The sequence below is a fragment of the Streptomyces naganishii JCM 4654 genome (assembly GCF_014650575.1).
GTDB lineage: Bacteria > Actinomycetota > Actinomycetes > Streptomycetales > Streptomycetaceae > Streptomyces > Streptomyces naganishii.
In genome coordinates, this window is the sequence record NZ_BMVF01000002.1 from 240617 (window position 1) to 265028 (window position 24412).

Sequence of the window (24412 nt, forward strand, 5' to 3'; positions counted from 1 at the left end):
CTGGGACGATGAGGTGGGGTAAGCATGAACGCGCCGTACGACGGTGACCACGGCAGCGCCGTGGGCAGCTCGGGCTACCCCGACGGCCCGCCGCCCGAGCCCGGCCAGGTACCGCCGCAGCCTCCGGCGGACATGTACCTCCAGGACGCCTACGACGAGGACCCCTACCGGGGCCGGGACCTCACCGCCCAGGACCCCGTCGGCGAGGCGCTGTACGACCGCGCCGCGCACCCGCCGCCGCCCCCGGGCGCGTACGGGCAGCAGCCGCCGCTCTACGGCACGCCGCCGCAGTCGCCGTACGCCCCCGACCCCCGCGTGTGGGCCCGGACACCGCCCCCGGAGCCTTCCGGCGCGGCCGCCCGGCACATGCCGTACGGCGAGGACCCCCGCACCACGCAGTTCGTCGGCGTCGACGACCTCGTCAGCCACTCCGCCGAGGAGCGCCACGAGCCGGACGCCTTCGCGCACCTCTTCCGGGACCAGCAGCAGGGCGGCCACCCCGAGGCACGCCAGAGCGGCTACGACCGGCAGGACCCCGGGCAGTACGGTTACCAGCCCCCGCAGCAGGCCGACGCGAGGCCTGCCACCGGGGCCCCCTCGGTTCCCGGCCCCGCTCCGGCTCCGGCCGCCGGCCAGGGACCTGCGGGCGCCTACGCCCCGGCCCCCGGGCCCGGCGTGGCCGTCGCGCCGGCGGCCGAGCCGGCCGCCCCGCCCGCGGCCGCGAAGAAGGGCGGCCGGGCCTCGGGCCTGCTGAAGTCGAGCGCGGTCATGGCGGCGGGCACGATGGTCTCCCGCCTGACCGGGTTCATCCGCTCCGCGATGATCGTGGCCGCCCTGGGCACGGCCCTCCTCGGCGACACCTTCCAGGTCGCCTACCAGCTGCCGACGATGATCTACATCCTGACCGTCGGCGGCGGTCTCAACTCCGTGTTCGTCCCGCAGCTCGTACGGGCCATGAAGGAGGACGAGGACGGCGGCGAGGCGTTCGCCAACCGGCTCCTGACCCTGGTGATCGTGGCGCTGGGCGTCCTGACCGCGCTGGCGATGGCCGCCGCCCCGCTCCTGGTCCGGCTGCTGTCCAACCCGGTGGCCAGCGACCCGGCCGCCAACGAGGTGGCCGTCACCTTCACCCGGTACTTCCTGCCCACGATCTTCTTCATGGGCATTCATGTGGTGATGGGCCAGATCCTCAACGCCCGGGGCAAGTTCGGCGCGATGATGTGGACGCCGGTCCTCAACAACGTCGTCATCATCGCCACGCTCGGCATGTTCCTGTGGGTCTACGGCACCGCCGCCAACTCCCACATGAACGTCGCCAACATCCCGCCGGCCGGCCAGCGCCTGCTGGGAATCGGCGTGCTGCTCGGCCTGGTCGTGCAGGCGCTCGCGATGATCCCCTACCTGCGCGAGACGGGCTTCAGGCTCCGTCTGCGCTTCGACTGGAGGGGCCACGGCCTGGGCAAGGCCGCCGTGCTCGCCAAGTGGACGGTCCTGTTCGTCCTCGCCAACCAGGCGGGCGCCCTGGTGGTCACCCAGCTCGCCACCGCCTCGGTGAAGGACACCGACATCCCGGGCACCGGCTTCAGCGCCTACGCCAACGCCCAGCTGGTCTGGGGTCTGCCGCAGGCCATCATCACGGTCTCCCTGATGGCCGCCCTGCTGCCGCGCATCTCGCGCTCGGCGGCCGAGGGCGACAGCGGGGCCGTCCGCGACGACATCTCGCAGGGACTGCGGACGACGGCCGTGGCCATCGTGCCCATCGCCTTCGGGTTCCTCGCCCTCGGCATCCCTATGTGCACCCTGATCTTCGGTTCCTCCGGCACTGGCGCCGCCACCAACATGGGCTACATGCTGATGGCGTTCGCCCTCGGCCTGATCCCCTACTCGGTGCAGTACGTCGTCCTACGCGCCTTCTACGCCTACGAGGACACCCGGACGCCCTTCTACAACACGGTCATCGTGGCCGCGGTCAACGCGGCCGCCTCGGGCCTGTGCTACATGCTGCTGCCGTCCCGCTGGGCCGTCGCCGGCATGGCCGCCTCGTACGGCCTGGCGTACGCGATCGGCGTGGGCGTCGCGTGGCGCAGGCTGCGCAAGCGCCTCGGCGGCGACCTCGACGGCTCGCGCGTCACACGGACCTACGCGCGCCTGTGCATCGCCTCGGTGCCGGCGGCGCTCGTCAGCGGGGCGGTCTGCTACGGCATCGGCCATACGCTCGGGCAGGGCGTCGTCGGGTCGTTCGCGGCGCTGCTGGCCGGTGGCGCGCTGCTGCTCGGCGTCTTCTTCGTCGCCGCCCGCCGCATGCGCATCGAGGAACTCAACTCCCTCGTGGGCATGGTCCGTGGGCGCCTGGGGCGTTGAGGCAGGGGTAGGCGCACAACCTTCGTCCGCGGCTGTGTGTCGTGCATAGCGGCGGACTGTGGGCACAATTGGTTTCGGCGTCGGACAGCGCGCAACGGATGGGGAGGCAGGAGCGACGGTGGCGGAACGGAGCACGGCTGCCGTCGACGTGGCAGACAACAGCGGTGACGAGCCGCTGACCGCCAAGGCGGACCAGTCCACGGCCGACGGGGTGGCGCAGAACCGGGAGCGGGACACGGACAACGACGAGGCACAGGGAAGCAACGAGACCGGGCGTTCCGCGGAGAAGGCCTCGACGCCCGAACTGCACAGCGGTCACAAGCTGGCCAGACGCTATCGCCTCGAGGAGTGCGTCACTCGTCTGGACGGATTCAGCAGTTGGCGCGCGGTGGACGAGAAGCTGCGCCGCGCGGTCGGCGTGCACGTGCTGCCGGCCCATCACGCCCGCGCCCGCTCGGTGCTGGCAGCGGCCCGTTCCTCCGCGCTGCTCGGCGACCCGCGCTTCGTCCAAGTCCTCGACGCGGTCGAGGAGAACGACCTCGTCTACGTGGTCCACGAGTGGCTGCCCGACGCGACCGAACTGACCACGCTGCTGTCCTCCGGCCCCTTGGAGCCGCACGACGCCTACCAGTTGGTCAGCCAGGTCTCCTCGGCGATGGCCGCGGCGCACCGCGAGGGCCTCGCCCATCTGCGGCTGAACCCCAATGCCGTGCTGCGCACCTCCACCGGCCAGTGGCGCATCCGCGGCCTCGCCGTGAACGCCGCCCTGCGCGGCATCAGCTCCGACACCCCGCAGCGCACCGACACCGAGGCGATCGGCGCCCTGCTGTACGCGGCGCTCACCCAGCGCTGGCCGTACGATAACGATGCCTACGGGCTGGCCGGCCTGCCCAAGGACATCGGCCTCATCCCCCCGGACCAGGTGCGCGCCGGCATCCACCGCGGCCTGTCCGAGCTGTCCATGCGCGCCCTCGCCAACGACGGCGCCACCGCGTCCCGCCACGAGTCGCCGTGCACCACGCCGGAGGAACTGGTCAAGGCGATCGGCGAGATGCCGCGCATCCGCCCGCCGGAGCCCGCGTTCACCGCGCCGCCGGAGTACCAGCACACCTCGTACCAGCAGGGCACGTACGGCCGCCCGGTGCCGCACCCGGGTGTCAGCCAGCCGGTGCCGGCGCCGCCGCCCCCGCTGCAGAGCCGTACCGGGAAGGCACTGAAGTGGGCGGTCTCGGCCCTCCTCATCGCCGCCCTGGGGCTCGGCAGCTGGCAGCTCGCCGACGCCCTGATGGACCAGGGGGGCAAGGCCGGCAACGACACCCAGACGCAGACCCAGGACGGCAGCGAGAAGAACGGCAACAAGCCCCAGCCGACCCAGCCCCTCGAGATCCAGGGCGCCCGGGAGTACGTGGCGAGCGGTGACGCCCAGGCCCCGGAAGCCGTCGGCAACACCTATGACGGCAACAGCTCGACGTACTGGCGGACCAAGCGATACAACGCCGGCCCGAGGCTTGCGCCCTACAAGCCCGGCGTGGGCATCGTCTACGACCTCGGCTCGGCGAAGACCCTCGCGTCCGCGTCGATAGCGCTCCGGTACGCCGGAGACCACACCACCGTCCACCTGTACGCCACCGACTCCCTCACCCCCTCGACCGGAGTCGACGGGATGACCGAGATCGGAACCGCGACGACCAGCGGCACCTCTCTCACGGTGAAGGCGGCGAAGTCATTGAAGACGCGCTTCGTCCTGCTGTGGATCACGGACGTGCCCCAGGCGCCCAGTGACGGCTACAGCGGCGCCGGCTACAAGCAGGCCATCACGGATGTGAAGTTCACCGGCTGACGCCGCACGGAGGGGGAGGGGGCCGGATGGCGGACGACACCGCCTACGACGGCGTGAGCGACCAGGACCTCCTGGGCCGCCATGTCGCGGGTGACCCCGACGCCTTCGGCGAGATCGTACGACGGCACCGCGACCGCCTCTGGGCCGTCGCCCTGCGGACGCTGGGCGACCGCGAGGAGGCGGCCGACGCGGTGCAGGACGCCCTCGTCTCCGCCTACCGGGCCGCCCACACCTTCCGCGGGCAGTCGGCCGTCACCACCTGGCTGCACCGGATCACGGTGAACGCGTGCCTGGACCGGGCCCGCAAGGCGGCCTCGCGCAAGACCTCACCGGTGGACGACACCGAGCGCCTGGAGCAACTGCTGGAGCCGCACGAGTCGGCCTCCGCGCCCGCCGAGCGCAACGACGTCCAGCGGCAGCTCGTGGAGGCCCTCGGCACCCTTCCGCCGGACCAGCGGGCCGCGCTCGTCCTCGTGGACATGCAGGGGTACCCCGTGGCCGAGGCCGCCCGCATCCTCGACGTGCCGACCGGAACGGTGAAGAGCCGGTGCGCCCGGGGCAGAGCCAGGCTGCTGCCGTTGCTCACCCATCTGCGGCCGGAAGGCGCGGGTGCCGGAAAAGAAGAGGACCCGGGCCGGAACCGGGTACAGGGGACATCCGTCCCACCGGCAGCGGGCCCCGGCGACAGGGGCGCGCGGAACACCGGGCCAAGTGATTCAACTGCTGTGAAGGGCGGAGGTGGGCGAGCGTGACAGCCACGACGGACACGGCCGGGCACCCGGACGTCACGGAGATCTCCGACCTCACCGAGGGCCTGCTGTCCGCTTCCCGAACCGAGGACGTCCGGCGGCACCTCGACGAGTGCGAGCAGTGCGCTCAGATCCACGCGTCGCTGGGGGAGATCCGCGGCCTGCTCGGCGCCATGTCCGAGACCGACGCGATGCCCGAGGCCCAGGCGATGCCCCAGGACATCGCGGACCGTATCGACGCGGCTCTCGCCGCCGAGGCGGCCCGTGCCTCCACCGAGGTCTCCGGCGACGGCACGCATGTTTCACGTGAAACATCGGTCGAGGACCGCCCCCACCGCACCCCTGCCGACCGCCCCTCGGGCCATGCTCGCGCCTCCAGCGCGGGACCCGGCCGCGCGGCCCGCACGCGCCGCAGCCGCCGCAGGATCGCCGTCCTGGGCTCCGCCTTCACCGTCGCGGCCCTGGGCGTCGTCTCCCTGGTCCTGGCGACCACCCACGAAGGCAAGGACGGCGGGACCACGGCACAGGGCCGCCCCAGCGCCTCCGCCGACACCTTCGCCTCCGGCACGCTGCAGCACCAGGTGGCCGGCCTCCTGCAAAAGGCGCAGAAGTCCCAGGGCACCACTCACGCCCCCCACAGCTTCGGTGTGGACTCGGCCACCGGCACCGACGGACCCAACGTCCTCAAGAGCCAGCCCACCGTCTCGGTGCCCTCCTGCGTCCGGCAAGCCATCAACAACAGCGGCACGCCTCTGGCCGCCCAGCCGGGCACCTACGACGGAAAGAGCGCCTATCTCGTGGTGCTCCCCGACACCTCGGGCGACACCACCCGGGTCACGGCCTATGTCGTCGACGCGTCCTGCGTACAGCGCCCCTCGGCCGCGGCCAAGGTCCTTCTGACCCACTCCTACGCGCGTTCCTGAGCACCGACGCCTGACCCTCGGCACCCGTGGTATTCCCTCCGGTGTCGGGGCCTCCGTGTGCCCGGGCACACCGGGAATGCGCGCCCCTTAGGATCCGTTGGGTGGGGTGAGAGCTGCGAGCAAGGCTCCCACCGGCCGTAGGACACACTCAGTCCAGAGACGAGGAATCAAGCCGTGAGCGACGTCCGTAACGTGATCATCATCGGCTCCGGGCCCGCCGGCTACACGGCGGCGCTCTACACCGCGCGCGCGTCGCTGAAGCCGCTGGTTTTCGAGGGCGCCGTCACCGCGGGTGGTGCGCTGATGAACACCACCGAGGTAGAGAACTTCCCCGGCTTCCGCGACGGCATCATGGGCCCCGACCTCATGGACAACATGCGGGCCCAGGCCGAGCGCTTCGGCGCCGAGCTCATCCCGGACGACGTCGTCGCCGTCGACCTGGCCGGTGAGATCAAGACGGTCACGGACACCGCCGGCACCGTGCACCGGGCGAAGGCCGTCATCGTCACCACCGGCTCGCAGCACCGCAAGCTCGGACTGCCGAACGAGGACGCCCTCTCCGGCCGCGGCGTCTCCTGGTGTGCGACCTGTGACGGCTTCTTCTTCCGGGACCAGGACATCGCCGTGATCGGCGGCGGCGACACCGCGATGGAGGAGGCCACCTTCCTCTCGCGCTTCGCCAAGTCCGTGACGATCGTCCACCGCCGTGACACCCTGCGCGCCTCCAAGGCGATGCAGGAGCGCGCCTTCGCCGACCCGAAGATCAAGTTCGTCTGGGACAGCGAGGTCGCCGAGATCCAGGGCGAGCAGAAGCTCACCGGTCTGAAGCTGCGCAACCTCAAGACCGGGGAGCTCTCGGATCTGCCGGTCACCGGCCTGTTCATCGCGATCGGCCACGACCCGCGCACCGAGCTGTTCAAGGGCCAGCTGGACCTGGACGAGGAGGGCTACCTGAAGGTCGACTCCCCGTCCACGCGCACCAACCTGACCGGTGTCTTCGGCGCCGGCGACGTGGTCGACCACACCTACCGCCAGGCGATCACCGCCGCCGGTACCGGCTGTTCCGCGGCCCTCGACGCCGAGCGCTTCCTCGCTGCCCTCGCGGACAACGAGCAGAAGGCCGAGCCCGAGAAGTCCACCGTCTGACACCCCCAACACCCCACCGCACAAACCAGTTAAGGAGCCCGCCGTGGCCGGCACCCTGAAGAACGTGACCGACGACTCCTTCGAGCAGGACGTGCTCAAGAGCGACAAGCCCGTCCTGGTGGACTTCTGGGCCGCCTGGTGCGGTCCGTGCCGCCAGATCGCCCCGTCCCTCGAGGCGATCGCCGCCGAGCACGGCGAGAAGATCGAGGTCGTCAAGCTCAACATCGACGAGAACCCCGCTACGGCCGCCAAGTACGGCGTCATGTCGATCCCGACGCTGAACGTCTACCAGCGGGGCGAGGTCGCCAAGACCATCGTCGGCGCCAAGCCGAAGGCCGCCCTTCTCCGCGACCTCGACGAGTTCATCGCCGAGTGACGCCGCGGGCGACGGCCTGAGAGCCGCGCGACGTTTCACGTGAAACACGAATGGGCCAACCCCGACGGGTTGGCCCATTCGCTTGTCCTACAGCGGCCGCAGGGCCGGTTCCTTCTGGACTGCACCCAGCAACCGGTCGAGCGCCATCTCCACGTCTTCCTTCCAGGACAGCGTCGACCTCAGTTCCAGCCGCAGCCGTGGGTGGGTGGGATGGTGCCGGACCGTCTTGAACCCCACGGCCAGCAGATGATCGGCCGGCAGCATGCACGCCGGTTCCTTCCAGCGGGCGTCACCGAACGCCTCTATGGCTTTGAAGCCCCGCCGCAGCAGATCCTTGGCCACCGTCTGGACCATCACCCGGCCCAGCCCCTGCCCTTGATAGCCCGGCATGACGAAGGCGGTCATCAGCTGGACCGCGTCGGGGGAGACCGGGCTCGTGGGGAACGCGGTGGAGCGGGGGACGTAGGCGGGGGGAGCGTAGAGCACGAAGCCCACCGGAACGTCGTCGACGTAGACGACCCGGCCGCAGGAGCCCCAGTCCAGCAGGACGGCGGAGATCCAGGCCTCCTTCTCCAGCGCGGGCGTGCCCGCCTTCACCGCGGCTTCGCCGCTGACGGGGTCCAACTCCCAGAAGACACACGCGCGGCAGCGCTTGGGAAGGTCCTGAAGGTTGTCCAGCGTGAGCGGTACGAGCCGACGGCCCATGAAGGCTGATCCTCGCTTCCTTCGCTCGCGGCGTCACGAGCGGCTGACAGAGCGCCGCGCTCCCGGATCAGGCCGCCGACGAAGCCGCCGACCGCACCCAGTCCCAGACCCGCGCTCACCCATCCGGTGCGGCTCACCGTTCGCATGGCCCCCGCCTCCCACTCAAAGGTGCCGCCAGGTGGATGCGCCATACCGATCGCAATCGTATCCACGAAGCGATTCCATCGAAACCGCCTGAAAGCAAAAGAGCGGGCCGTGTTCCGGTACACACCGGACACGGCCCGCCCCTGCCGATCGGCCGAGCCGAGAGCGGCCTCAAGAGCCGCCCACGAGCTCAGTCCTCCGCGTCCTCCGTCCCGCCCTCCAGCAGGCTCTTCTGCAGCACCGGACCCTCGCCCGGCGCCAGCGTGCCGAGGATGCGCTCCAAGTCCTCCATGGAGGCGAACTCGACGGTGATCTTGCCCTTCTTCTGCCCCAGGTCGACCTTCACCCGGGTCTCGAAACGGTCGGAGAGGCGGGTCGCCAGGTCCGACAGCGCGGGCGAGACCCGGGCACCGGCGCGCGGCCCCTTGGAGCGCGGAGCCGTCTGAGGACGCGAGCCCATCAGGGTCACGATCTCCTCGACGGCCCGCACGGAGAGGCCCTCGGCCACGATCCGGTGGGCCAGCCTGTCCTGCTCCTCCGAGTCCTCCACGGAGAGCAGCGCCCGAGCGTGACCGGCCGAGAGCACTCCGGCGGCGACCCTGCGCTGCACCGCAGGCGACAGCTTCAGCAGCCGCAGGGTGTTGGAGACCTGGGGGCGGGACCGGCCGATGCGGTCAGCCAGCTGGTCGTGGGTGCAGTTGAAATCCTTCAGCAGCTGGTCGTAGGCGGCCGCCTCTTCCAACGGGTTCAGCTGCGCCCGGTGCAGGTTCTCCAGCAGGGCGTCCAGGAGGAGCTTCTCGTCGTCCGTGGCCCGCACGATCGCCGGGATCGCCTCGAGGCCGGCCTCACGGCAGGCCCGCCAGCGCCGCTCGCCCATGATGAGCTCGTAGCGCGCGGGGCCGAGCTGCCGTACGACGACGGGCTGGAGCAGTCCGACCTCCTTGATGGAGGTGACAAGCTCGGCCAGCGCGTCCTCGTCGAACACCTCACGCGGCTGGCGGGGGTTCGGCGTGATGGCGTCCAGGGGAAGCTCGGCGAAGTGGGCACCCACGGGAGGCGCGGGCGCCTCCGGGATCCCGGCGCCCATCGGCTCCTCTGTTTCACGTGAAACAGGCGGCAGCGTGGCCACCTTCGCCGCAGCCACTCCGCGATCGCCGCGGTCGGCGGTCAGAATCGGCACGGACGCCGGCGATGTGGACCCGGCACCTCCCACCGATGCCTGCGCCGGCGGCTTCTCCCCGGTCGGGGCTGCAGGGATCAGTGCGCCGAGACCACGGCCCAACCCCCTCCGTCGCTCGCTCACTGCATCCCCTCCACCATGCTCGGGTCGTTCTGGGCGCCGATATGGGCGTGGGTGGCGTCGTAGCTGACGCCCACACCCTTCAGCGCGATTTCTCGTGCCGCCTCCAGATAGGAGAGGGCACCGCTCGATCCTGGATCGTAGGTCAGCACCGTCTGGCCGTAGCTCGGCGCCTCCGAGATGCGAACGGAGCGCGGGATGCTCGTCCGCAGCACCTCATCACCGAAGTGGCTGCGCACCTCGTCGGCGACCTGGGACGCCAGACGGGTCCGGCCGTCGTACATGGTGAGCAGGATGGTCGACACATGCAGGGTCGGGTTGAGGTGCCCCCGGACCAGATCGACGTTGCGGAGCAGCTGGCCCAGTCCCTCCAGCGCGTAGTACTCGCACTGGATCGGGATGAGGACCTCCTGGCCGGCGACCAGGGCGTTGACCGTCAGCAGGCCGAGCGAGGGCGGGCAGTCGATGAGGATGTAGTCCAGCGGCTGCTCGTACGCCTGGATCGCCCGCTGGAGCCGGCTCTCCCGCGCCACCAGGGACACCAGCTCGATCTCCGCACCGGCGAGATCGATCGTGGCGGGGGCGCAGAAGAGGCCTTCGACATCGGGGACGGGCTGGACGACTTCCGCAAGCGGCTTGCTCTCTACCAACACGTCGTAGATCGAAGGAACTTCGGCGTGGTGGTCGATGCCCAGCGCGGTCGAGGCGTTGCCCTGCGGGTCCAGGTCGATCACCAGGACACGGCCGCCGTGCAGAGCCAGCGAGGCGGCGAGGTTGACAGTGGTCGTCGTCTTGCCTACGCCGCCCTTCTGGTTGGCCACCACCATGACGCGGGTCTGCTCCGGACGTGGCAGGCCCTCGCCGGCGCGGCCCAGAGCTTCGACCGCCAGCTGGGCGGCACGACCGATCGGAGTGTCGTCCATCGGGGGCGGTGTTTCACGTGAAACATCCTCCCCCATCGACTCGGTACGGGGACCGGGGACCGGATCGGTCATCGGTCCCGCGATGTTGGCGTCGGACCGCAAGGATTCACTCTCCTCGACTTCAGGCTCGCAATGAACAGAGCCTCCCATGCCATCGGGGTGGTGAACCAGTGAGGCCTGTCCTTCTGTGGAGAAATCCACCTCTGTGGACAACTCCGTGCCCTCTCCGAGTGAACCGAGGGGCTTGCGGTCGCGAGGTTGGGCCGCAGCGCGGCCACGGTTGATGATGCCGTGCAGCAGTGAGCGACGTTTCACGTGAAACACGATGCACAGCAGCCGTGGCCGAACTGTCGCGACACTCCGTCGTGCGTAGCTTTGGCAGCTTGTGTGGAGTACGTCTCGTCTCGCCGAAGCCCGCATCGGACTCCCCGCCGTACCGCATGTGGCGGGCTACCGACGCCGGCGCGTCCGTCCCGTCCTGGCCGCCTTCGCCCGCTTGGCCGCGAAGCGGACGCCACCGGGGCTCTCCCCGACCTCGACCCGGACCACGGTGGACAGCGGATCCACGACCCCCTCACCCACATGCAGGATCGACGTCTCCACCGCACCGAGCTTGCTCAGCGCCGCGGCGGCGCTCTTCAGCTCCTCCTCGGCCGTGTCCCCCTTGAGGGCCAGCATCTCGCCGTAGGGACGCAGCAGCGGAATGCCCCAGGTGGCCAGGCGGTCCAGGGGCGCCACCGCACGGGCGGTGACCACGTGCACCGGCGGCAGCTGACCCATGACCTCCTCGGCACGGCCCCGCACCACGGTCACATGGTCGAGGCCCAGGAGTTCGACCACCTCGGTCAGGAAGTTCGTGCGCCGCAGCAGCGGCTCCAGCAGCGTGATCTTCAGGTCCTCGCGGACCAGGGCCAGGGGGATGCCCGGCAGACCGGCGCCCGAGCCGACGTCGCACACCGTCACCCCCTCGGGCACGACCTCGGAGAGCACGGCACAGTTCAGCAGGTGCCGCTCCCACAGCCGTGGCACCTCACGGGGCCCGATGAGCCCTCGCTGCACACCTGTCTCGGCCAGCAGCTCGGCGTACCGGACCGCATCCGCGAAGCGATCACCGAATACGTCACGTGCCTGCTCGGGCGCAGGGGGGAGCTCCGCTGCCTCCGTCACGGGGACCGTCCTTCCGTACCGCATCAGCGCGACCAGCGCCGACCACCAGAACTACCAGGCTGACAAAATTCGGCCCCGCCTGCGGGCAGACGGGGCCGGTGGAACCAGTGACCGCTCAGGCGGGCAGCACGACGACGAAGCGCTGCGGCTCCTCGCCCTCGGACTCGCTGCGCAGACCGGCGGCCTTGACCGCGTCGTGCACGACCTTGCGCTCGAACGGGGTCATCGGCTTCAGCTTCACGGCCTCGCCGCTGCTCTTGACCTCGGCCGCGGCCTTGGCGCCCAGCTCGGACAGCTCGGCGCGCTTCTTGGCGCGGTAGCCCGCGACGTCCAGCATGAGACGGCTGCGGTCACCGGTCTCCCGGTGCACGGCCAGTCGCGTGAGTTCCTGGAGCGCCTCGAGCACCTCGCCGTCGCGCCCGACCAGCTTCTGCAGGTCCCGGCTGCCGGAGTCGCTGATGATCGAGACGGACGCGCGGTCCGCCTCGACGTCCATGTCGATGTCACCGTCGAGGTCGGCGATGTCCAGCAGACCCTCGAGGTAGTCCGCCGCGATCTCGCCCTCCTGCTCCAGGCGGGTCAGGGCGTCTGCACCCTCGGCAGCGGCGGAGGTGGTGCCTTCCGTCACGGGATGGGCTCCTTCTTACTTCTTGGACGGGGACTTGGGCCGCTGCGGGCCCTTGCGCTGGCCGGACTGGGCCCTGCTGCGGGTGCCGTTGCCCGGCTTGGCGGGTCCGCCCTTGTCGGCGGCGGCCGGCGGGGCGTCCTGCGGCTCGTCGGACTTGCTCAGCGAGGTGGTCGGCGGGACCTGCTCGGCGTCGGTGGCTCCGGCCGGCTTCACAGCGCCCGACTGGCGCTGAGCCTTGGACTGCCGCTTGGGCTGCTGGCGCCGGGGCGTGGCGGTGGTGGCCGTGGTGGTGGTCGTCGTGCCGTCCTCGGTCTGCACCGCGACGGCGCCCTCGCCCTTCACCACGGTGCCGTCGGCCTGGGCCGCCAGGCCGGCCTTGCTCAGACCGTTGATGAACTTGCGCTCGAACTCGTTGCGGTCGCGGCCCTTGGCGACGATCGCCTTGACGATCGCCTTCTCGCTCCGCCTGCGGACCTTGCCGTGGTGCGTGACGTGCTTGCTCAGGCGCTCCAGGTAGGCGGCCTGGGCCTTGGAACCCGGGGTGGGGTTGTTGTGGATGACGTACATCTGCTGGCCCATGGTCCACACGTTGGTGGTCAGCCAGTAGACGAGGACACCGACGGGGAAGTTGATGCCGAAGACGGCGAACATGACCGGGAAGACGTACATCAGCATCTTCTGCTGCTGCATGAACGGCGTCTTGACGGTGGTGTCGACGTTCTTGGTCATCAGCTGGCGCTGCGTGTAGAACTGCGACGCCGACATCATGACGATCATGACCGCGGTGACGACCCGTACGTCGGTCAGGGACGCGCCGAGCGCGGCGACCTTGTCGGCGCTGTCCGTGAACTTCGCGGCGAGCGGGGCGCCGACGATGTGCGCGTGACGGGCGCTGGCGAGCAGCGACTCGTTGATGACGCCGATCGTCTTGCCCGTCGCGATCGCGCTGAGCACGTGGTACAGGGCGAAGAAGAACGGGGACTGCGCCAGGATGGGAAGGCACGAGGAGAGCGGGTTGGTGCCCGACTCCTTGTACAGCTTCATCATCTCTTCGGACTGACGCTGCTTGTCGTTCTTGTAGCGCTCCTGGATCTTCTTCATCTCCGGCTGGAGCGTCTGCATCGCGCGCGTCGCCTTGATCTGCTTCACGAAGAGCGGGATCAGGCAGATGCGGATCAGGACCACCAGGGACACGATGGACAGGCCCCAGGCCCACCCGGTGTCAGGCCCGAAGATCGCTCCGTACACCTTGTGGAACTGGACGATGACCCAGGAGACGGGCCAGGTGATGAAACTGAAGAGGCTGGCAATCGTGTCCACTAATCATGCTCCTTGGGCATGGGACGAGGTCTTCGCGGCCGGGCTCGGCGGGGTGATCCCGTCGGTGGCCGGTTCGGCGGCGGAGGTCCCGCCCTTGCGTGCGCGCCAGGCGCCGCGCAGCATCTCGTGCCACCGCGGACGCTTGCGCGGCGGGACATGGTCCACACCGCCCAGCGACCACGGATTGCACCGCAGGATGCGCCACGCGGTAAGGGCCGTTCCCTTGATCGCGCCGTGCCGGTCGATGGCCGTGTAGCCGTAGTGGGAACACGACGGGTAGTACTTGCACACCGGCCCGAGCAACGGGCTGATGGTCCACTGGTACAGCTTGATGAGAGCCAGCAGCGGGTACTTCATCGCGCGCCCCCTCCCAGCAGTCGTCGAAGGGCGGCATCCAGGTCTCGGGCCAGCTGAGCGTGGTCGGCGTCGCCCGCCCCGGGCAGCGCTCGTACGACTACCAGGCTACCGGGGGGCAGCAGGGCGACCCGGTCACGCATCAGATGGCGAAGTCTGCGCTTCACGGCATTGCGTACGACCGCGCCACCCACTGCCTTGCTCACGACGAAACCCGCACGCGTCGGGGGAGCGCTCTCCTCAGGCGCGTGCGGGTCCGTGGCACCGCTCAGGTGGACGACGAGGAGTGGGCGTCCGGCCCGGCGTCCTCGTCGTACCGCGGTCGCGAAGTCCTCGCGCCGCCTCAGCCGGTTCTCGGTGGGCAGCACGACGGCATGACCTGACCGGGATCAGGCGGACAGACGGGCGCGACCCTTGCTACGGCGGGACGCGAGAATCGCGCGGCCGGCACGGGTGCGCATACGCAGCCGGAAGCCGTGGGTCTTCGCGCGACGACGGTTGTTCGGCTGGAAGGTGCGCTTGCTCACTCGGGGGCTCCAGAAGAAATCGGTGGTTGCGGGGTGCCGTCCTGGCTGTCACCGTGCGCCCACGAGTAGCTCGCAGTAACGCCCGAGTGCACCGCTTTTCGATCACCTTGCGCGATCTGTGCCCTTCGGAGGCAGGCGGCAGCAGCCATCGACAACTCGACCTGGTTACGGTACGCGCGGCTGCGCCATTCGGTCAAACCAGGGGTCACCGGGGACACTGTCCACAGGCTGGGGACAACAACTTGAACCGCACGGGCCGCCCCGAATACCGTGACTGGACTCCGATTCGTCCCTACCCGTTCCCGAACCACACGTTCGTGGGACCCATGAGAGAGCGTGCCCTGTGGCTGACGTACCTGCCGATCTTGCCGCAGTGTGGCCACGAGTACTGGAAAAGCTCCTCGGTGACGGCCGCGGGCAGGGCGTGGAGACCAAGGACGAACACTGGATCCGCCGCTGCCAGCCGCTCGCTCTGGTCGCGGACACGGCGCTGCTTGCGGTGCCGAACGAGTTCGCGAAGGGCGTACTCGAGGGCCGCCTGGCGCCCGTGGTCAGCGACACGCTGAGCCGCGAGTGCGGCCGCCCCATCCGTATCGCCATCACCGTCGACAGCTCCGTCGGCGAGGCCCCGGCTCCCGCGGCACCCTCCCCGCAGGCACCGTCCGCCCCGCAGCGCTACGAGGAGCAGGAGCTCCCCACCGGCCAGGGCGGCTACGACGGTCAGGGCGGCTACGAGGGACAGGGCGGTTACGACGGCTACGGCAGGCACCGGCAGGACGGCCCCCGCCCGGGCCGGCCCGGGCGCGCCGACCAGCACCCCGGCGCCGGCGGCGACCCGCTGCCGCGCACCGGTCCGCAGCAGTCCGACGGCCCGGACCAGCTCCCCACCGCGCGCCCCGCCTATCCCGCGGAGTACGCGGACTACCAGCGCCCCGAGCCCGGCGCCTGGCCGCGCCCCGGCCAGGACGACTACGGCTGGCAGCAGCAGCGGCTCGGCTTCCCCGAACGGGACCCGTACGCCTCGCCCTCCCAGGACCCCTACGCCACGCCGGCGCAGGACTACCGCCCGCAGCCGGCCGACCGCGGGGGGTACGACCAGCCGCGCTCTGACTACGAGCCGTCCCGCGGGGACTACGACAACCGCGACCACGACCAGCGGGACTACGACGGCCGCGAGTACGAGAAGCGGGAGTACGGCAAGCGCGAGTACCCCGGCCGCGACGGCAGGGGTTACGACGGGCGGGACTACGACGGCCGCGACGGCGGCCGGCGGGAGCCGCCCGGGCAGGACGGCACGCGCGGGGGCTCCGGGCATGTGCACCGCGGCGGCCCCGTGGGTCCGAACCTGCCCGCCAACGGCGCCCCCGGGCCGCTGGCGGCGAAGCCCGCCCCGGCGTCCGGGCCGGGCGAGCCGACCGCCCGCCTGAACCCCAAGTACCTCTTCGACACGTTCGTCATCGGCGCGTCCAACCGCTTCGCGCACGCGGCCGCGGTCGCCGTCGCCGAGGCGCCCGCCAAGGCCTACAACCCCCTGTTCATCTACGGGGAGTCGGGCCTCGGCAAGACCCATCTGCTGCACGCCATCGGGCACTACGCCCGCAGCCTGTACCCGGGCACGCGCGTGCGGTACGTGAGCTCGGAGGAGTTCACCAACGAGTTCATCAACTCCATCCGCGACGGCAAGGGCGACAGCTTCCGCAAGCGCTACCGCGAGATGGACATCCTGCTCGTGGACGACATCCAGTTCCTCGCGGACAAGGAGTCGACGCAGGAGGAGTTCTTCCACACCTTCAACACGCTCCACAACGCCAACAAGCAGATCGTGCTCTCCTCCGACCGGCCGCCCAAGCAGCTGGTCACCCTGGAGGACCGGCTGCGCAACCGCTTCGAGTGGGGCCTGATCACCGACGTCCAGCCGCCGGAGCTGGAGACGCGCATCGCGATCCTGCGCAAGAAGGCGGTCCAGGAACAGCTCAACGCCCCGCCGGAGGTGCTGGAGTTCATCGCCTCCCGCATCTCGCGCAACATCCGCGAGCTGGAGGGCGCGCTGATCCGGGTGACGGCGTTCGCCTCGCTCAACCGGCAGCCGGTGGACCTGGGCCTCACCGAGATCGTCCTCAAGGACCTCATCCCGGGCGGCGAGGACTCGACGCCGGAGATCACCGCGACGGCCATCATGGCGGCCACGGCCGACTACTTCGGGCTCACCGTCGAGGACCTGTGCGGCAGCTCGCGCGGCCGCCAGCTGGTCACGGCCCGGCAGATCGCCATGTACCTGTGCCGTGAGCTAACCGACCTGTCGCTGCCGAAGATCGGCGCCCAGTTCGGCGGCCGCGACCACACGACCGTCATGCACGCCGACCGCAAGATCCGCGCGCTGATGGCCGAGCGGCGCTCCATCTACAACCAGGTCACCGAGCTGACCAACCGCATCAAGAACGGCTGACGCGAGCGACCACCGAGGGCGCCCCGGGGACTCCCCGGGGCGCCCTCCGGTTTTCCCCCGCCGGCCCCGCACACGCCCGCCGCACCACCCTGGAACCGCCCTCGCGCGCACCCCGCCGCGCCCTGAACCCGCCCTCATCCGCACCCAGCAGCGCCCCGGACCCGCCCCCGCGCCGCCCCACCGCCGCCCACCGTGTTCGATCGGACGCCCGGGTTACGGCCTCCCTCCACAGATTCGGCGACTTTCTCCCGTCCACACCCTGGGGACCGCGAAGTTGTCCCGAGCGGCGTCCACAGGGCGGCCCCCGGACCGGCATCCGCCCAGCTCAGCCGCCTGTGGAATGGTGGACGAAGGCCTTCCACAGGCTGTGGACGAAGCAGGAATCCACAGGCTGTGCACGAAGTTGTCCACGGGCGGCCCACAGGCTGGGGCCCGTTGTCCCCAATGATCGCGCTCTTCTCCACACCTCTGTCCACTGTTCGGCAACCCGACGCACCGGCTCACCGCGTCGAGTGAAAGCCGTCACACCGAGGTGCCGGATTGGGCTGTGGGAAACGTGGGTAAATCTGGGGACGCAGTTGGGGAGAACCGCCCTCGGGCTGTGGGCGAGGTGTGCAGAACTTCCTGTTCTCCACAGAGACCCTGGGTTGTCCACCGCCGCCGCCCACAGGGCCCGTGGACAAAATTCCCGCGCTGAGCTGGGCAAACGGGGTTATCCACCGTATCCACAGCCCCTACTACTACTCCCGACCAGTAAGAGAGCGGAATCCGTTTCGAAGCGGGGCCTGTGCACAACTCGCCCTCTCGAGCCCACCCGCCCCTCGGAGCGACTTGACCCCGACAGGCACCTGTTGTCAGTGCGGTGCGTCAGACTGGTCCCCGGTGTCCTTCCCGTCGCTGTGGGCGGCGACACCGAGTCGGAGGACTTGAGGACTCGAGCGCGACAGCAGGAGGCGGCTTACGGTGAAGATCCGGGTGGAACGCGACGTACTCGCGGAGGCAGTGGCGTGGGCGGCACGCAGCCTCCCGGCCCGTCCGCCGGCGCCTGTTCTCGCCGGCCTGCTCCTGAAGGCCGAGGACGGCCAGCTGAGCCTGTCCAGCTTCGACTACGAGGTCTCCGCCCGCGTCTCGGTGGAGGCCGAGGTCGAGGAGGAGGGCACGGTTCTCGTCTCCGGCCGCCTGCTCGCCGACATCTCGCGCGCCCTGCCCAACCGGCCGGTGGAGATTTCCACAGACGGTGTACGGGCGACGGTGGTCTGCGGCTCCTCCCGCTTCACGCTCCACACACTGCCTGTGGAGGAGTACCCCTCGCTCCCGCAGATGCCGAACGCGACGGGCACGGTCCCCGGCGAGGTCTTCGCCTCCGCCGTGCAGCAGGTGGCGATCGCCGCCGGCCGCGACGACACCCTGCCCGTCCTCACCGGTGTGCGCATCGAGATCGAGGGCGACACCGTGACCCTGGCCTCCACCGACCGCTACCGCTTCGCGGTCCGCGAGTTCCTGTGGAAGCCGGAGAACCCGGACGTCTCCGCGGTCGCCCTGGTGCCCGCCAAGACCCTCCAGGACACCGCCAAGGCGCTGACCAGCGGCGACCAGGTGATCCTGGCGCTGTCCGGCTCGGGCGCCGGCGAGGGCCTGATCGGTTTCGAGGGTGCGGGGCGGCGTACGACCACGCGTCTGCTGGAGGGCGACCTCCCGAAGTACCGCACGCTGTTCCCGACGGAGTTCAACTCGGTCGCCGTGATCGAGACCGCCCCCTTCGTGGAGGCCGTCAAGCGCGTGGCCCTGGTCGCCGAGCGCAACACCCCGGTGCGGCTGAGCTTCGAGCAGGGCGTGCTCATCCTGGAGGCCGGCTCCAGCGACGACGCACAGGCTGTGGAAAGGGTGGACGCCCAGCTCGACGGCGACGACATCTCCATCGCCTTCAACCCGACGTTCCTGCTGGACGGCCTGAGCGCGATCGACTCCCCGGTGGCCCAGCTGTCGTTCACCACGTCCACCAAGCCCGCGCTGCTCAGCGGCAAGCCCGCCGTGGACGCGGAGGCCGACGATGCCTACAAGTACCTGATCATGCCGGTGCGCCTCAGCGGCTGACCGGCCGAGCGGGGACGGGCGGGGGCCGGCGGGTCCCCGCCGACGGCGGGGCCGCAGGTCAGGGCGTACGTATGAGCGGGTATGCCCACGGATGTGCGCGAGCGTCCGGGTTTAGGCTCGGACGCGGGTACGAAAGTGCCCTACGCCACGTCGTGCAACCTAAGGAACGCAACTGATGGAGCTCGGTCTCGTCGGCCTCGGCAAGATGGGCGGCAACATGCGCGAGCGGATACGCCGCGCGGGCCACACCGTCGTCGGATACGACCGCAACCCCGACCTCGCGGACGTCCACAGCATCGAGGAGCTTGTGGGCAAGCTGCAGGGCCCGCGCGTGGTCTGGGTGATGGTCCCGGCCGGTGAGGCGACCCAGACCACGATCGACGAGCTCGCCGGGCTGCTGGAGCCCGGCGACGTGGTCGTGGACGGCGGCAACTCCCGCTGGACGGACGACGAGAAGCACGCGCGCCAGCTCGCGGCCAAGGGCATCGGCTTCGTCGACTGCGGCGTCTCGGGCGGCGTCTGGGGCCTGCAGAACGGCTACGCGCTGATGTACGGCGGCGAGGCCGAGCACGTCGACCTGGTGCGGCCGGTCTTCGACGCGCTCAAGCCGGAGGGCGACTTCGGCTCGGTGCACGCCGGCCGGGTCGGCGCCGGGCACTTCGCGAAGATGGTCCACAACGGCATCGAGTACGCGATGATGCAGGCCTACGCCGAGGGCTGGGAGCTGCTGGAGAAGGCCGACTCGGTCACGGACGTCCGTGAGGTCTTCCGCTCCTGGCAGGAGGGCACCGTCATCCGCTCCTGGCTGCTCGACCTCGCGGTCAACGCCCTCGACGAGGACGAGCACCTCGAGCAGCTGAGGGGTTACGCACAGGACTCCGGCGAGGGCCGGTGGACCGTGGAGGCGGCCATCGACCACGCCGTGCCGCTGCCCGCGATCACGGCCTCGCTGTTCGCGCGGTTCTCCTCGCGCCAGGAGGACTCGCCGCAGATGAAGATGATCGCCGCGCTGCGCAACCAGTTCGGCGGCCACGCGGTGACGAAGAAGCCGTAGGGAAGAAGAAGTAGTCCGCAGGACCGCTCGCCGGTCCACGACGCCGGGGGAGGTCGGCGTACGACCATGCACGTCACGCATCTGTCGCTGGCCGACTTCCGCTCGTACACCCGGGCCGAGGTCCCGCTCGGCCCGGGCGTCACCGCGTTCGTCGGCCCCAACGGCCAGGGCAAGACGAACCTCGTCGAGGCGATCGGCTACCTGGCCACCCTCGGCAGCCACCGCGTCGCCACCGACGCCCCTCTGATCCGCATGGGCGCCGAGCGCGCGGTGATCCGCGCCCAGGTGCGCCAGGGTGAGCGGCAGCAGCTGGTCGAGCTGGAGCTGAACCCGGGCCGTGCCAACCGCGCCCGGATCAACCGGTCCCCGCAGGGAAGATCCCGGGACGTGCTGGGGATCGTGCGGACGGTGCTGTTCGCGCCGGAGGACCTGGCCCTGGTCAAGGGGGACCCCGGTGAGCGGCGGCGGTTCCTCGACGAGCTGATCACGGCCCGCTCCCCGCGCATGGCGGGCGTGCGCTCGGACTACGAGCGCGTGCTCAAGCAGCGCAACACCCTGCTGAAGTCGGCCGCGCTGGCCCGCAGGCACGGCGGCCGCTCGATGGACCTGTCCACGCTGGACGTGTGGGACCAGCACCTGGCGCACGCGGGAGCCGAGCTGCTCGCCCAGCGGCTGGACCTGATCGCCGCGCTGCGGCCCCTGGCCGACAAGGCTTACGAGCAACTGGCGCCGGGCGGCGGGCCGGTGGCGCTGGAGTACAAGCCGTCCGCGCCCGGTGAGGCGCACACGCGCGAGGACCTGTTCGCGCAGCTGACGGCGGCGCTGGCGGACGCCCGCAAGCAGGAGATCGAGCGGGGCGTGACCCTGGTGGGCCCGCACCGGGACGACCTGCTGCTCAAGCTCGGCCAGCTGCCGGCCAAGGGCTACGCCTCGCACGGTGAGTCCTGGTCCTTCGCGCTGGCGCTGCGGCTGGCGTCGTACGACCTGCTGCGCGCCGAGGGCAACGAGCCGGTGCTGATCCTCGACGACGTCTTCGCCGAACTGGACGCCCGGCGCCGCGAGCGCCTGGCCGAGTTGGTTGCCCCCGGCGAGCAGGTGCTGGTGACCGCGGCGGTCGACGACGACGTGCCGCACGTGCTGACGGGAACGCGGTTCACGGTGTCGGACGGGACGGTGGAGCGCGTATGAGTCCCGCAGGACCCGCAGGCCCCGGCGGACCCGGAAGCCCCGAAGGCCCGGGAGGCTCCGGAGGACTCGGAGGCCCGGGAGGATCCGAGGGACTCGGAGGACCCGCGGGGCCCGCTCCCGCGCAGCCGGAGCCGGGCGGCCGGGCGCAGCCCTCCGGCGTCGACCTCGCGCGCGTGGCGCTGCGCGCGGCGAGGGAGGCGGCGCGCGCCCGCGGCGACGCGGCGCAGCAGGGCGGCCGGCGCAGGCGCGGTGGCGCGCGCTCCGGCGCGCGGGGCGACGGCCGGGACCCCATGGCGCTGGGCGCGGCGATCAACCGGCTGATCACCGAGCGGGGCTGGGAGACCCCGGCCGCGGTGGGCGGGGTGATGGGCCGCTGGCCGCAGATCGTGGGCGCGGACGTGGCCAAGCACTGCGTCCCGGAGAAGTACGACGAGGACGAGCGCGTCCTGTCGGTGCGCTGCGACTCGACGGCGTGGGCGACGAACCTGCGCCTGCTCGCGCCGACACTGGTCGCCCGTCTCAACGAGGACCTGGGTCACGGCGCGGTGCGCGTCATCAAGGTGCACGGTCCCGGCGGAGGTCCCCGGCGCTACGGCCCGCTGCGCGCTCCCGGCAGCACGGGACCCGGTGACACCTACGGGTGACCTGCCCATAAGAGGGTGACGGACTTCACACAGGGCGGTCACCGAGCGGTCGCGCAGGGGCGCCGAAGGGCGGTCGTACGGCTGTTCCGAGCGCCTGTCGTGCAACCGCACGCGCTTGCGAACCCTTACCTGACCCCGGAGTAGCCAAGGGTTGACGGCTGGAAGCGCTGAGTGCCGCTGTGAGCCTCTTGGAGCCCCCTTCCGCATATCGGTACCCGGCCAAGACCGGTTCAGGGCGCCACGTGAGGACTCAGGTACCCGCAAACCCCCATCACTGTCGGCGCTACCGGTAGACTGGAAGCCGATCCCGCCCCGAACGTGGGGACCGTCCGGGAAAAGCTGAGCAACGCTGATTCAAGGCTTACCAACGCAACATGCCGCAGCCGCTCCGGCGACCCTCCCCCAGAGGGGGCACACCCAGGAGCCCGGCTCGTGCTGTGCCAGAAAGGGCGCTTCGTGGCCGATTCCGGCAACCCCAACGAGAACATCCCGTCCACCGACGCCGGCGCGAACGTGGCCGCCCCCTCGAACGGCGAGGTCACGGCCTCCTACGACGCCAGCGCCATCACCGTCCTCGAGGGTCTGGACGCCGTCCGCAAGCGACCCGGTATGTACATCGGTTCGACCGGCGAGCGCGGCCTGCACCACCTCGTGTACGAGGTGGTCGACAACTCCGTCGACGAGGCCCTGGCCGGCTATGCGGACACGATCGACGTCACGATCCTCCCCGACGGCGGCGTCCGAGTCGTCGACAACGGCCGTGGCATCCCCGTGGGCATCGTCCCGTCCGAGGGCAAGCCGGCCGTCGAGGTCGTGCTCACCGTGCTGCACGCGGGCGGCAAGTTCGGCGGCGGCGGCTACGCGGTCTCCGGCGGTCTGCACGGCGTCGGCGTCTCCGTGGTGAACGCGCTGTCCTCCAAGGTCTCCGTCGACGTGCGCACCGACGGCCACCGCTGGACGCAGGACTACAAGATGGGCGTCCCCACCGCTCCCCTGGCCAAGCACGAGGCGACGGAGGAGACCGGCACCTCGGTCACCTTCTGGGCCGACCCGGACATCTTCGAGACCACCGAGTACTCCTTCGAGACGCTCTCGCGTCGCTTCCAGGAGATGGCGTTCCTCAACAAGGGCCTGACGATCCGGCTCACCGACGAACGCGAGTCGGCGAAGGCCACCACCGGCGCGGACGAGGCGGGCGCCGACCAGAAGGACGAGGTCAAGTCCGTCACGTACCACTATGAGGGCGGCATCAGCGACTTCGTGAAGTACCTCAACTCCCGCAAGGGAGACGTGGTGCACCCCACGATCATCGACCTGGAGGCGGAGGACAAGGACAAGAGCCTGTCCCTCGAGGTCGCCATGCAGTGGAACGGCGGGTACAGCGAGGGCGTGTACTCCTTCGCCAACATCATCCACACGCACGAGGGCGGTACGCACGAAGAGGGCTTCCGCGCCGCGCTGACCTCGCTGATCAACAAGTACGCGCGGGACAAGAAGCTGCTGCGCGACAAGGACGACAACCTCACGGGCGACGACATCCGCGAGGGCCTGACCGCGATCATCTCGGTCAAGCTGAGCGAGCCGCAGTTCGAGGGCCAGACCAAGACCAAGCTGGGCAACACCGAGGCGAAGACCTTCGTCCAGAAGGCGGTCTACGAGCACCTCAACGACTGGCTGGACCGCAATCCGAACGAGGCGGCGGACATCATCCGCAAGGGCATCCAGGCGGCCACCGCGCGCGTGGCGGCCCGCAAGGCCCGCGACCTGACCCGCCGCAAGGGCCTGCTGGAGTCGGCGTCCCTGCCGGGCAAGCTCTCGGACTGCCAGTCCAACGACCCGACCAAGTGCGAGATCTTCATCGTCGAGGGCGACTCCGCCGGCGGCTCGGCCAAGTCCGGCCGCAATCCCGAGTACCAGGCGATCCTCCCGATCCGCGGCAAGATCCTCAACGTCGAGAAGGCGCGGATCGACAAGATCCTCCAGAACCAGGAGATCCAGGCGCTGATCTCGGCCTTCGGCACGGGTGTGCACGAGGACTTCGACATCGAGAAGCTGCGATATCACAAGATCATCCTGATGGCGGACGCCGACGTCGACGGCCAGCACATCAGCACCCTGCTGCTGACCTTCCTGTTCCGCTTCATGCGGCCGCTGGTCGAGGCCGGGCACGTGTACCTGTCGCGCCCCCCGCTCTACAAGATCAAGTGGGGCCGGGACGACATCGAGTACGCCTACTCGGACCGCGAGCGCGACGCACTGATCGAGATGGGCCGCCAGCGCGGCAAGCGCGTGCGCGAGGACTCCATCCAGCGATTCAAGGGCCTCGGCGAGATGAACGCCGAGGAGCTGCGCGTGACCACCATGGACCAGGAGCACCGCGTCCTCGGCCAGGTCACCCTCGACGACGCCGCCCAGGCCGACGACCTGTTCTCGGTGCTGATGGGCGAGGACGTCGAGGCCCGGCGCCAGTTCATTCAGCGCAACGCCAAGGACGTCCGCTTCCTCGACATCTGAGTCGGTCTC

General features: G+C 70.4%; 21 protein-coding genes. 12 read left to right on the plus strand and 9 right to left on the minus strand.

All coding sequences use genetic code 11. The annotated features are described in order from the left end of the window. The first annotated feature begins 24 nt into the window (after window positions 1-24). The 6 genes from murJ (at window position 25) to trxA (ending at window position 7395) form a co-directional block, all read left to right on the plus strand. The gene (gene murJ / locus IE217_RS03945) at window positions 25-2361 is read left to right on the plus strand and encodes a murein biosynthesis integral membrane protein MurJ (protein ID WP_190176275.1); all 2337 of its coding nucleotides are present in this window, start codon (window positions 25-27) and stop codon (window positions 2359-2361) included. A gap of 118 nt (window positions 2362-2479) precedes the next feature. Beyond that, window positions 2480-4201, plus strand: a complete 1722-nt coding sequence (locus tag IE217_RS03950; protein WP_190176276.1) for a protein kinase family protein — start codon at window positions 2480-2482, stop codon at window positions 4199-4201. Between the two features lie 26 nt (window positions 4202-4227). After that, window positions 4228-4953 (plus strand): RNA polymerase sigma factor SigM, encoded by a 726-nt coding sequence (sigM, locus tag IE217_RS03955; protein ID WP_190176277.1) that lies wholly within the window; start codon window positions 4228-4230, stop codon window positions 4951-4953. After that, complete coding sequence (locus tag IE217_RS03960; protein WP_190176278.1) at window positions 4950-5873, plus strand: anti-sigma factor family protein; 924 nt, start codon at window positions 4950-4952, stop codon at window positions 5871-5873. The genes sigM and IE217_RS03960 overlap by 4 nt, the downstream gene beginning before the upstream one ends. A gap of 174 nt (window positions 5874-6047) precedes the next feature. Beyond that, entirely contained in the window at window positions 6048-7019 is a 972-nt protein-coding gene (gene trxB, locus IE217_RS03965) for a thioredoxin-disulfide reductase (protein WP_190176279.1), read from the plus strand. 43 nt (window positions 7020-7062) lie between these two features. Beyond that, window positions 7063-7395, plus strand: a complete 333-nt coding sequence (trxA, locus tag IE217_RS03970; RefSeq protein ID WP_189708763.1) for a thioredoxin — start codon at window positions 7063-7065, stop codon at window positions 7393-7395. Window positions 7396-7482: 87 nt separating this feature from the next. Here trxA and IE217_RS03975 read toward each other — a convergent pair whose 3' ends face one another. The 9 genes from IE217_RS03975 to rpmH all read right to left on the minus strand — a co-directional run bounded on the left by IE217_RS03975 (window position 7483) and on the right by rpmH (window position 14463). Then, window positions 7483-8100 (minus strand): GNAT family N-acetyltransferase, encoded by a 618-nt coding sequence (locus IE217_RS03975; protein WP_190176280.1) that lies wholly within the window; start codon window positions 8098-8100, stop codon window positions 7483-7485. 334 nt (window positions 8101-8434) lie between these two features. Beyond that, the gene (locus IE217_RS03980; protein ID WP_190176281.1) at window positions 8435-9547 is read right to left on the minus strand and encodes a ParB/RepB/Spo0J family partition protein; all 1113 of its coding nucleotides are present in this window, start codon (window positions 9545-9547) and stop codon (window positions 8435-8437) included. Further along, a complete protein-coding gene (locus IE217_RS03985) occupies window positions 9544-10617 on the minus strand; it encodes a ParA family protein (protein WP_190176532.1) in 1074 nt (357 codons plus the stop codon). Before IE217_RS03985 ends, IE217_RS03980 begins: the two co-directional genes overlap by 4 nt. A gap of 300 nt (window positions 10618-10917) precedes the next feature. Then, a complete protein-coding gene (rsmG, locus tag IE217_RS03990) occupies window positions 10918-11634 on the minus strand; it encodes a 16S rRNA (guanine(527)-N(7))-methyltransferase RsmG (protein ID WP_190176282.1) in 717 nt (238 codons plus the stop codon). Window positions 11635-11749: 115 nt separating this feature from the next. Beyond that, window positions 11750-12262, minus strand: coding sequence for a Jag family protein (locus tag IE217_RS03995; RefSeq protein ID WP_190176283.1), 513 nt, complete (start codon window positions 12260-12262; stop codon window positions 11750-11752). Window positions 12263-12277: 15 nt separating this feature from the next. Continuing rightward, on the minus strand, window positions 12278-13582 hold the full coding sequence (yidC, locus tag IE217_RS04000; protein ID WP_190176284.1) for a membrane protein insertase YidC: 1305 nt from the start codon (window positions 13580-13582) through the stop codon (window positions 12278-12280). Window positions 13583-13585: 3 nt separating this feature from the next. Beyond that, the gene (yidD, locus tag IE217_RS04005; RefSeq protein ID WP_190176285.1) at window positions 13586-13939 is read right to left on the minus strand and encodes a membrane protein insertion efficiency factor YidD; all 354 of its coding nucleotides are present in this window, start codon (window positions 13937-13939) and stop codon (window positions 13586-13588) included. Next, on the minus strand, window positions 13936-14304 hold the full coding sequence (rnpA, locus tag IE217_RS04010; protein ID WP_190176286.1) for a ribonuclease P protein component: 369 nt from the start codon (window positions 14302-14304) through the stop codon (window positions 13936-13938). The genes yidD and rnpA overlap by 4 nt, the downstream gene beginning before the upstream one ends. A gap of 21 nt (window positions 14305-14325) precedes the next feature. Continuing rightward, entirely contained in the window at window positions 14326-14463 is a 138-nt protein-coding gene (rpmH, locus tag IE217_RS04015; RefSeq protein WP_003956500.1) for a 50S ribosomal protein L34, read from the minus strand. 343 nt (window positions 14464-14806) lie between these two features. Between rpmH and dnaA the strand changes: the two genes are divergently transcribed. The 6 genes from dnaA (at window position 14807) to gyrB (ending at window position 24403) form a co-directional block, all read left to right on the plus strand. Next, the gene (gene dnaA, locus IE217_RS04020; protein ID WP_190176287.1) at window positions 14807-16909 is read left to right on the plus strand and encodes a chromosomal replication initiator protein DnaA; all 2103 of its coding nucleotides are present in this window, start codon (window positions 14807-14809) and stop codon (window positions 16907-16909) included. 963 nt (window positions 16910-17872) lie between these two features. Continuing rightward, the gene (gene dnaN, locus IE217_RS04025) at window positions 17873-19003 is read left to right on the plus strand and encodes a DNA polymerase III subunit beta (RefSeq protein WP_190176288.1); all 1131 of its coding nucleotides are present in this window, start codon (window positions 17873-17875) and stop codon (window positions 19001-19003) included. 175 nt (window positions 19004-19178) lie between these two features. Beyond that, the gene (gene gnd / locus IE217_RS04030; RefSeq protein WP_190176289.1) at window positions 19179-20057 is read left to right on the plus strand and encodes a phosphogluconate dehydrogenase (NAD(+)-dependent, decarboxylating); all 879 of its coding nucleotides are present in this window, start codon (window positions 19179-19181) and stop codon (window positions 20055-20057) included. A gap of 66 nt (window positions 20058-20123) precedes the next feature. Then, window positions 20124-21245, plus strand: coding sequence for a DNA replication/repair protein RecF (gene recF, locus IE217_RS04035; RefSeq protein WP_190176290.1), 1122 nt, complete (start codon window positions 20124-20126; stop codon window positions 21243-21245). Then, window positions 21242-21889: a DciA family protein gene (locus IE217_RS04040; RefSeq protein WP_190176291.1), complete on the plus strand. Its 648-nt coding sequence runs from the start codon at window positions 21242-21244 to the stop codon at window positions 21887-21889. Before recF ends, IE217_RS04040 begins: the two co-directional genes overlap by 4 nt. A 432-nt stretch (window positions 21890-22321) precedes the next feature. Beyond that, entirely contained in the window at window positions 22322-24403 is a 2082-nt protein-coding gene (gene gyrB / locus IE217_RS04045; RefSeq protein ID WP_308432683.1) for a DNA topoisomerase (ATP-hydrolyzing) subunit B, read from the plus strand. Window positions 24404-24412 lie beyond the last annotated feature (9 nt).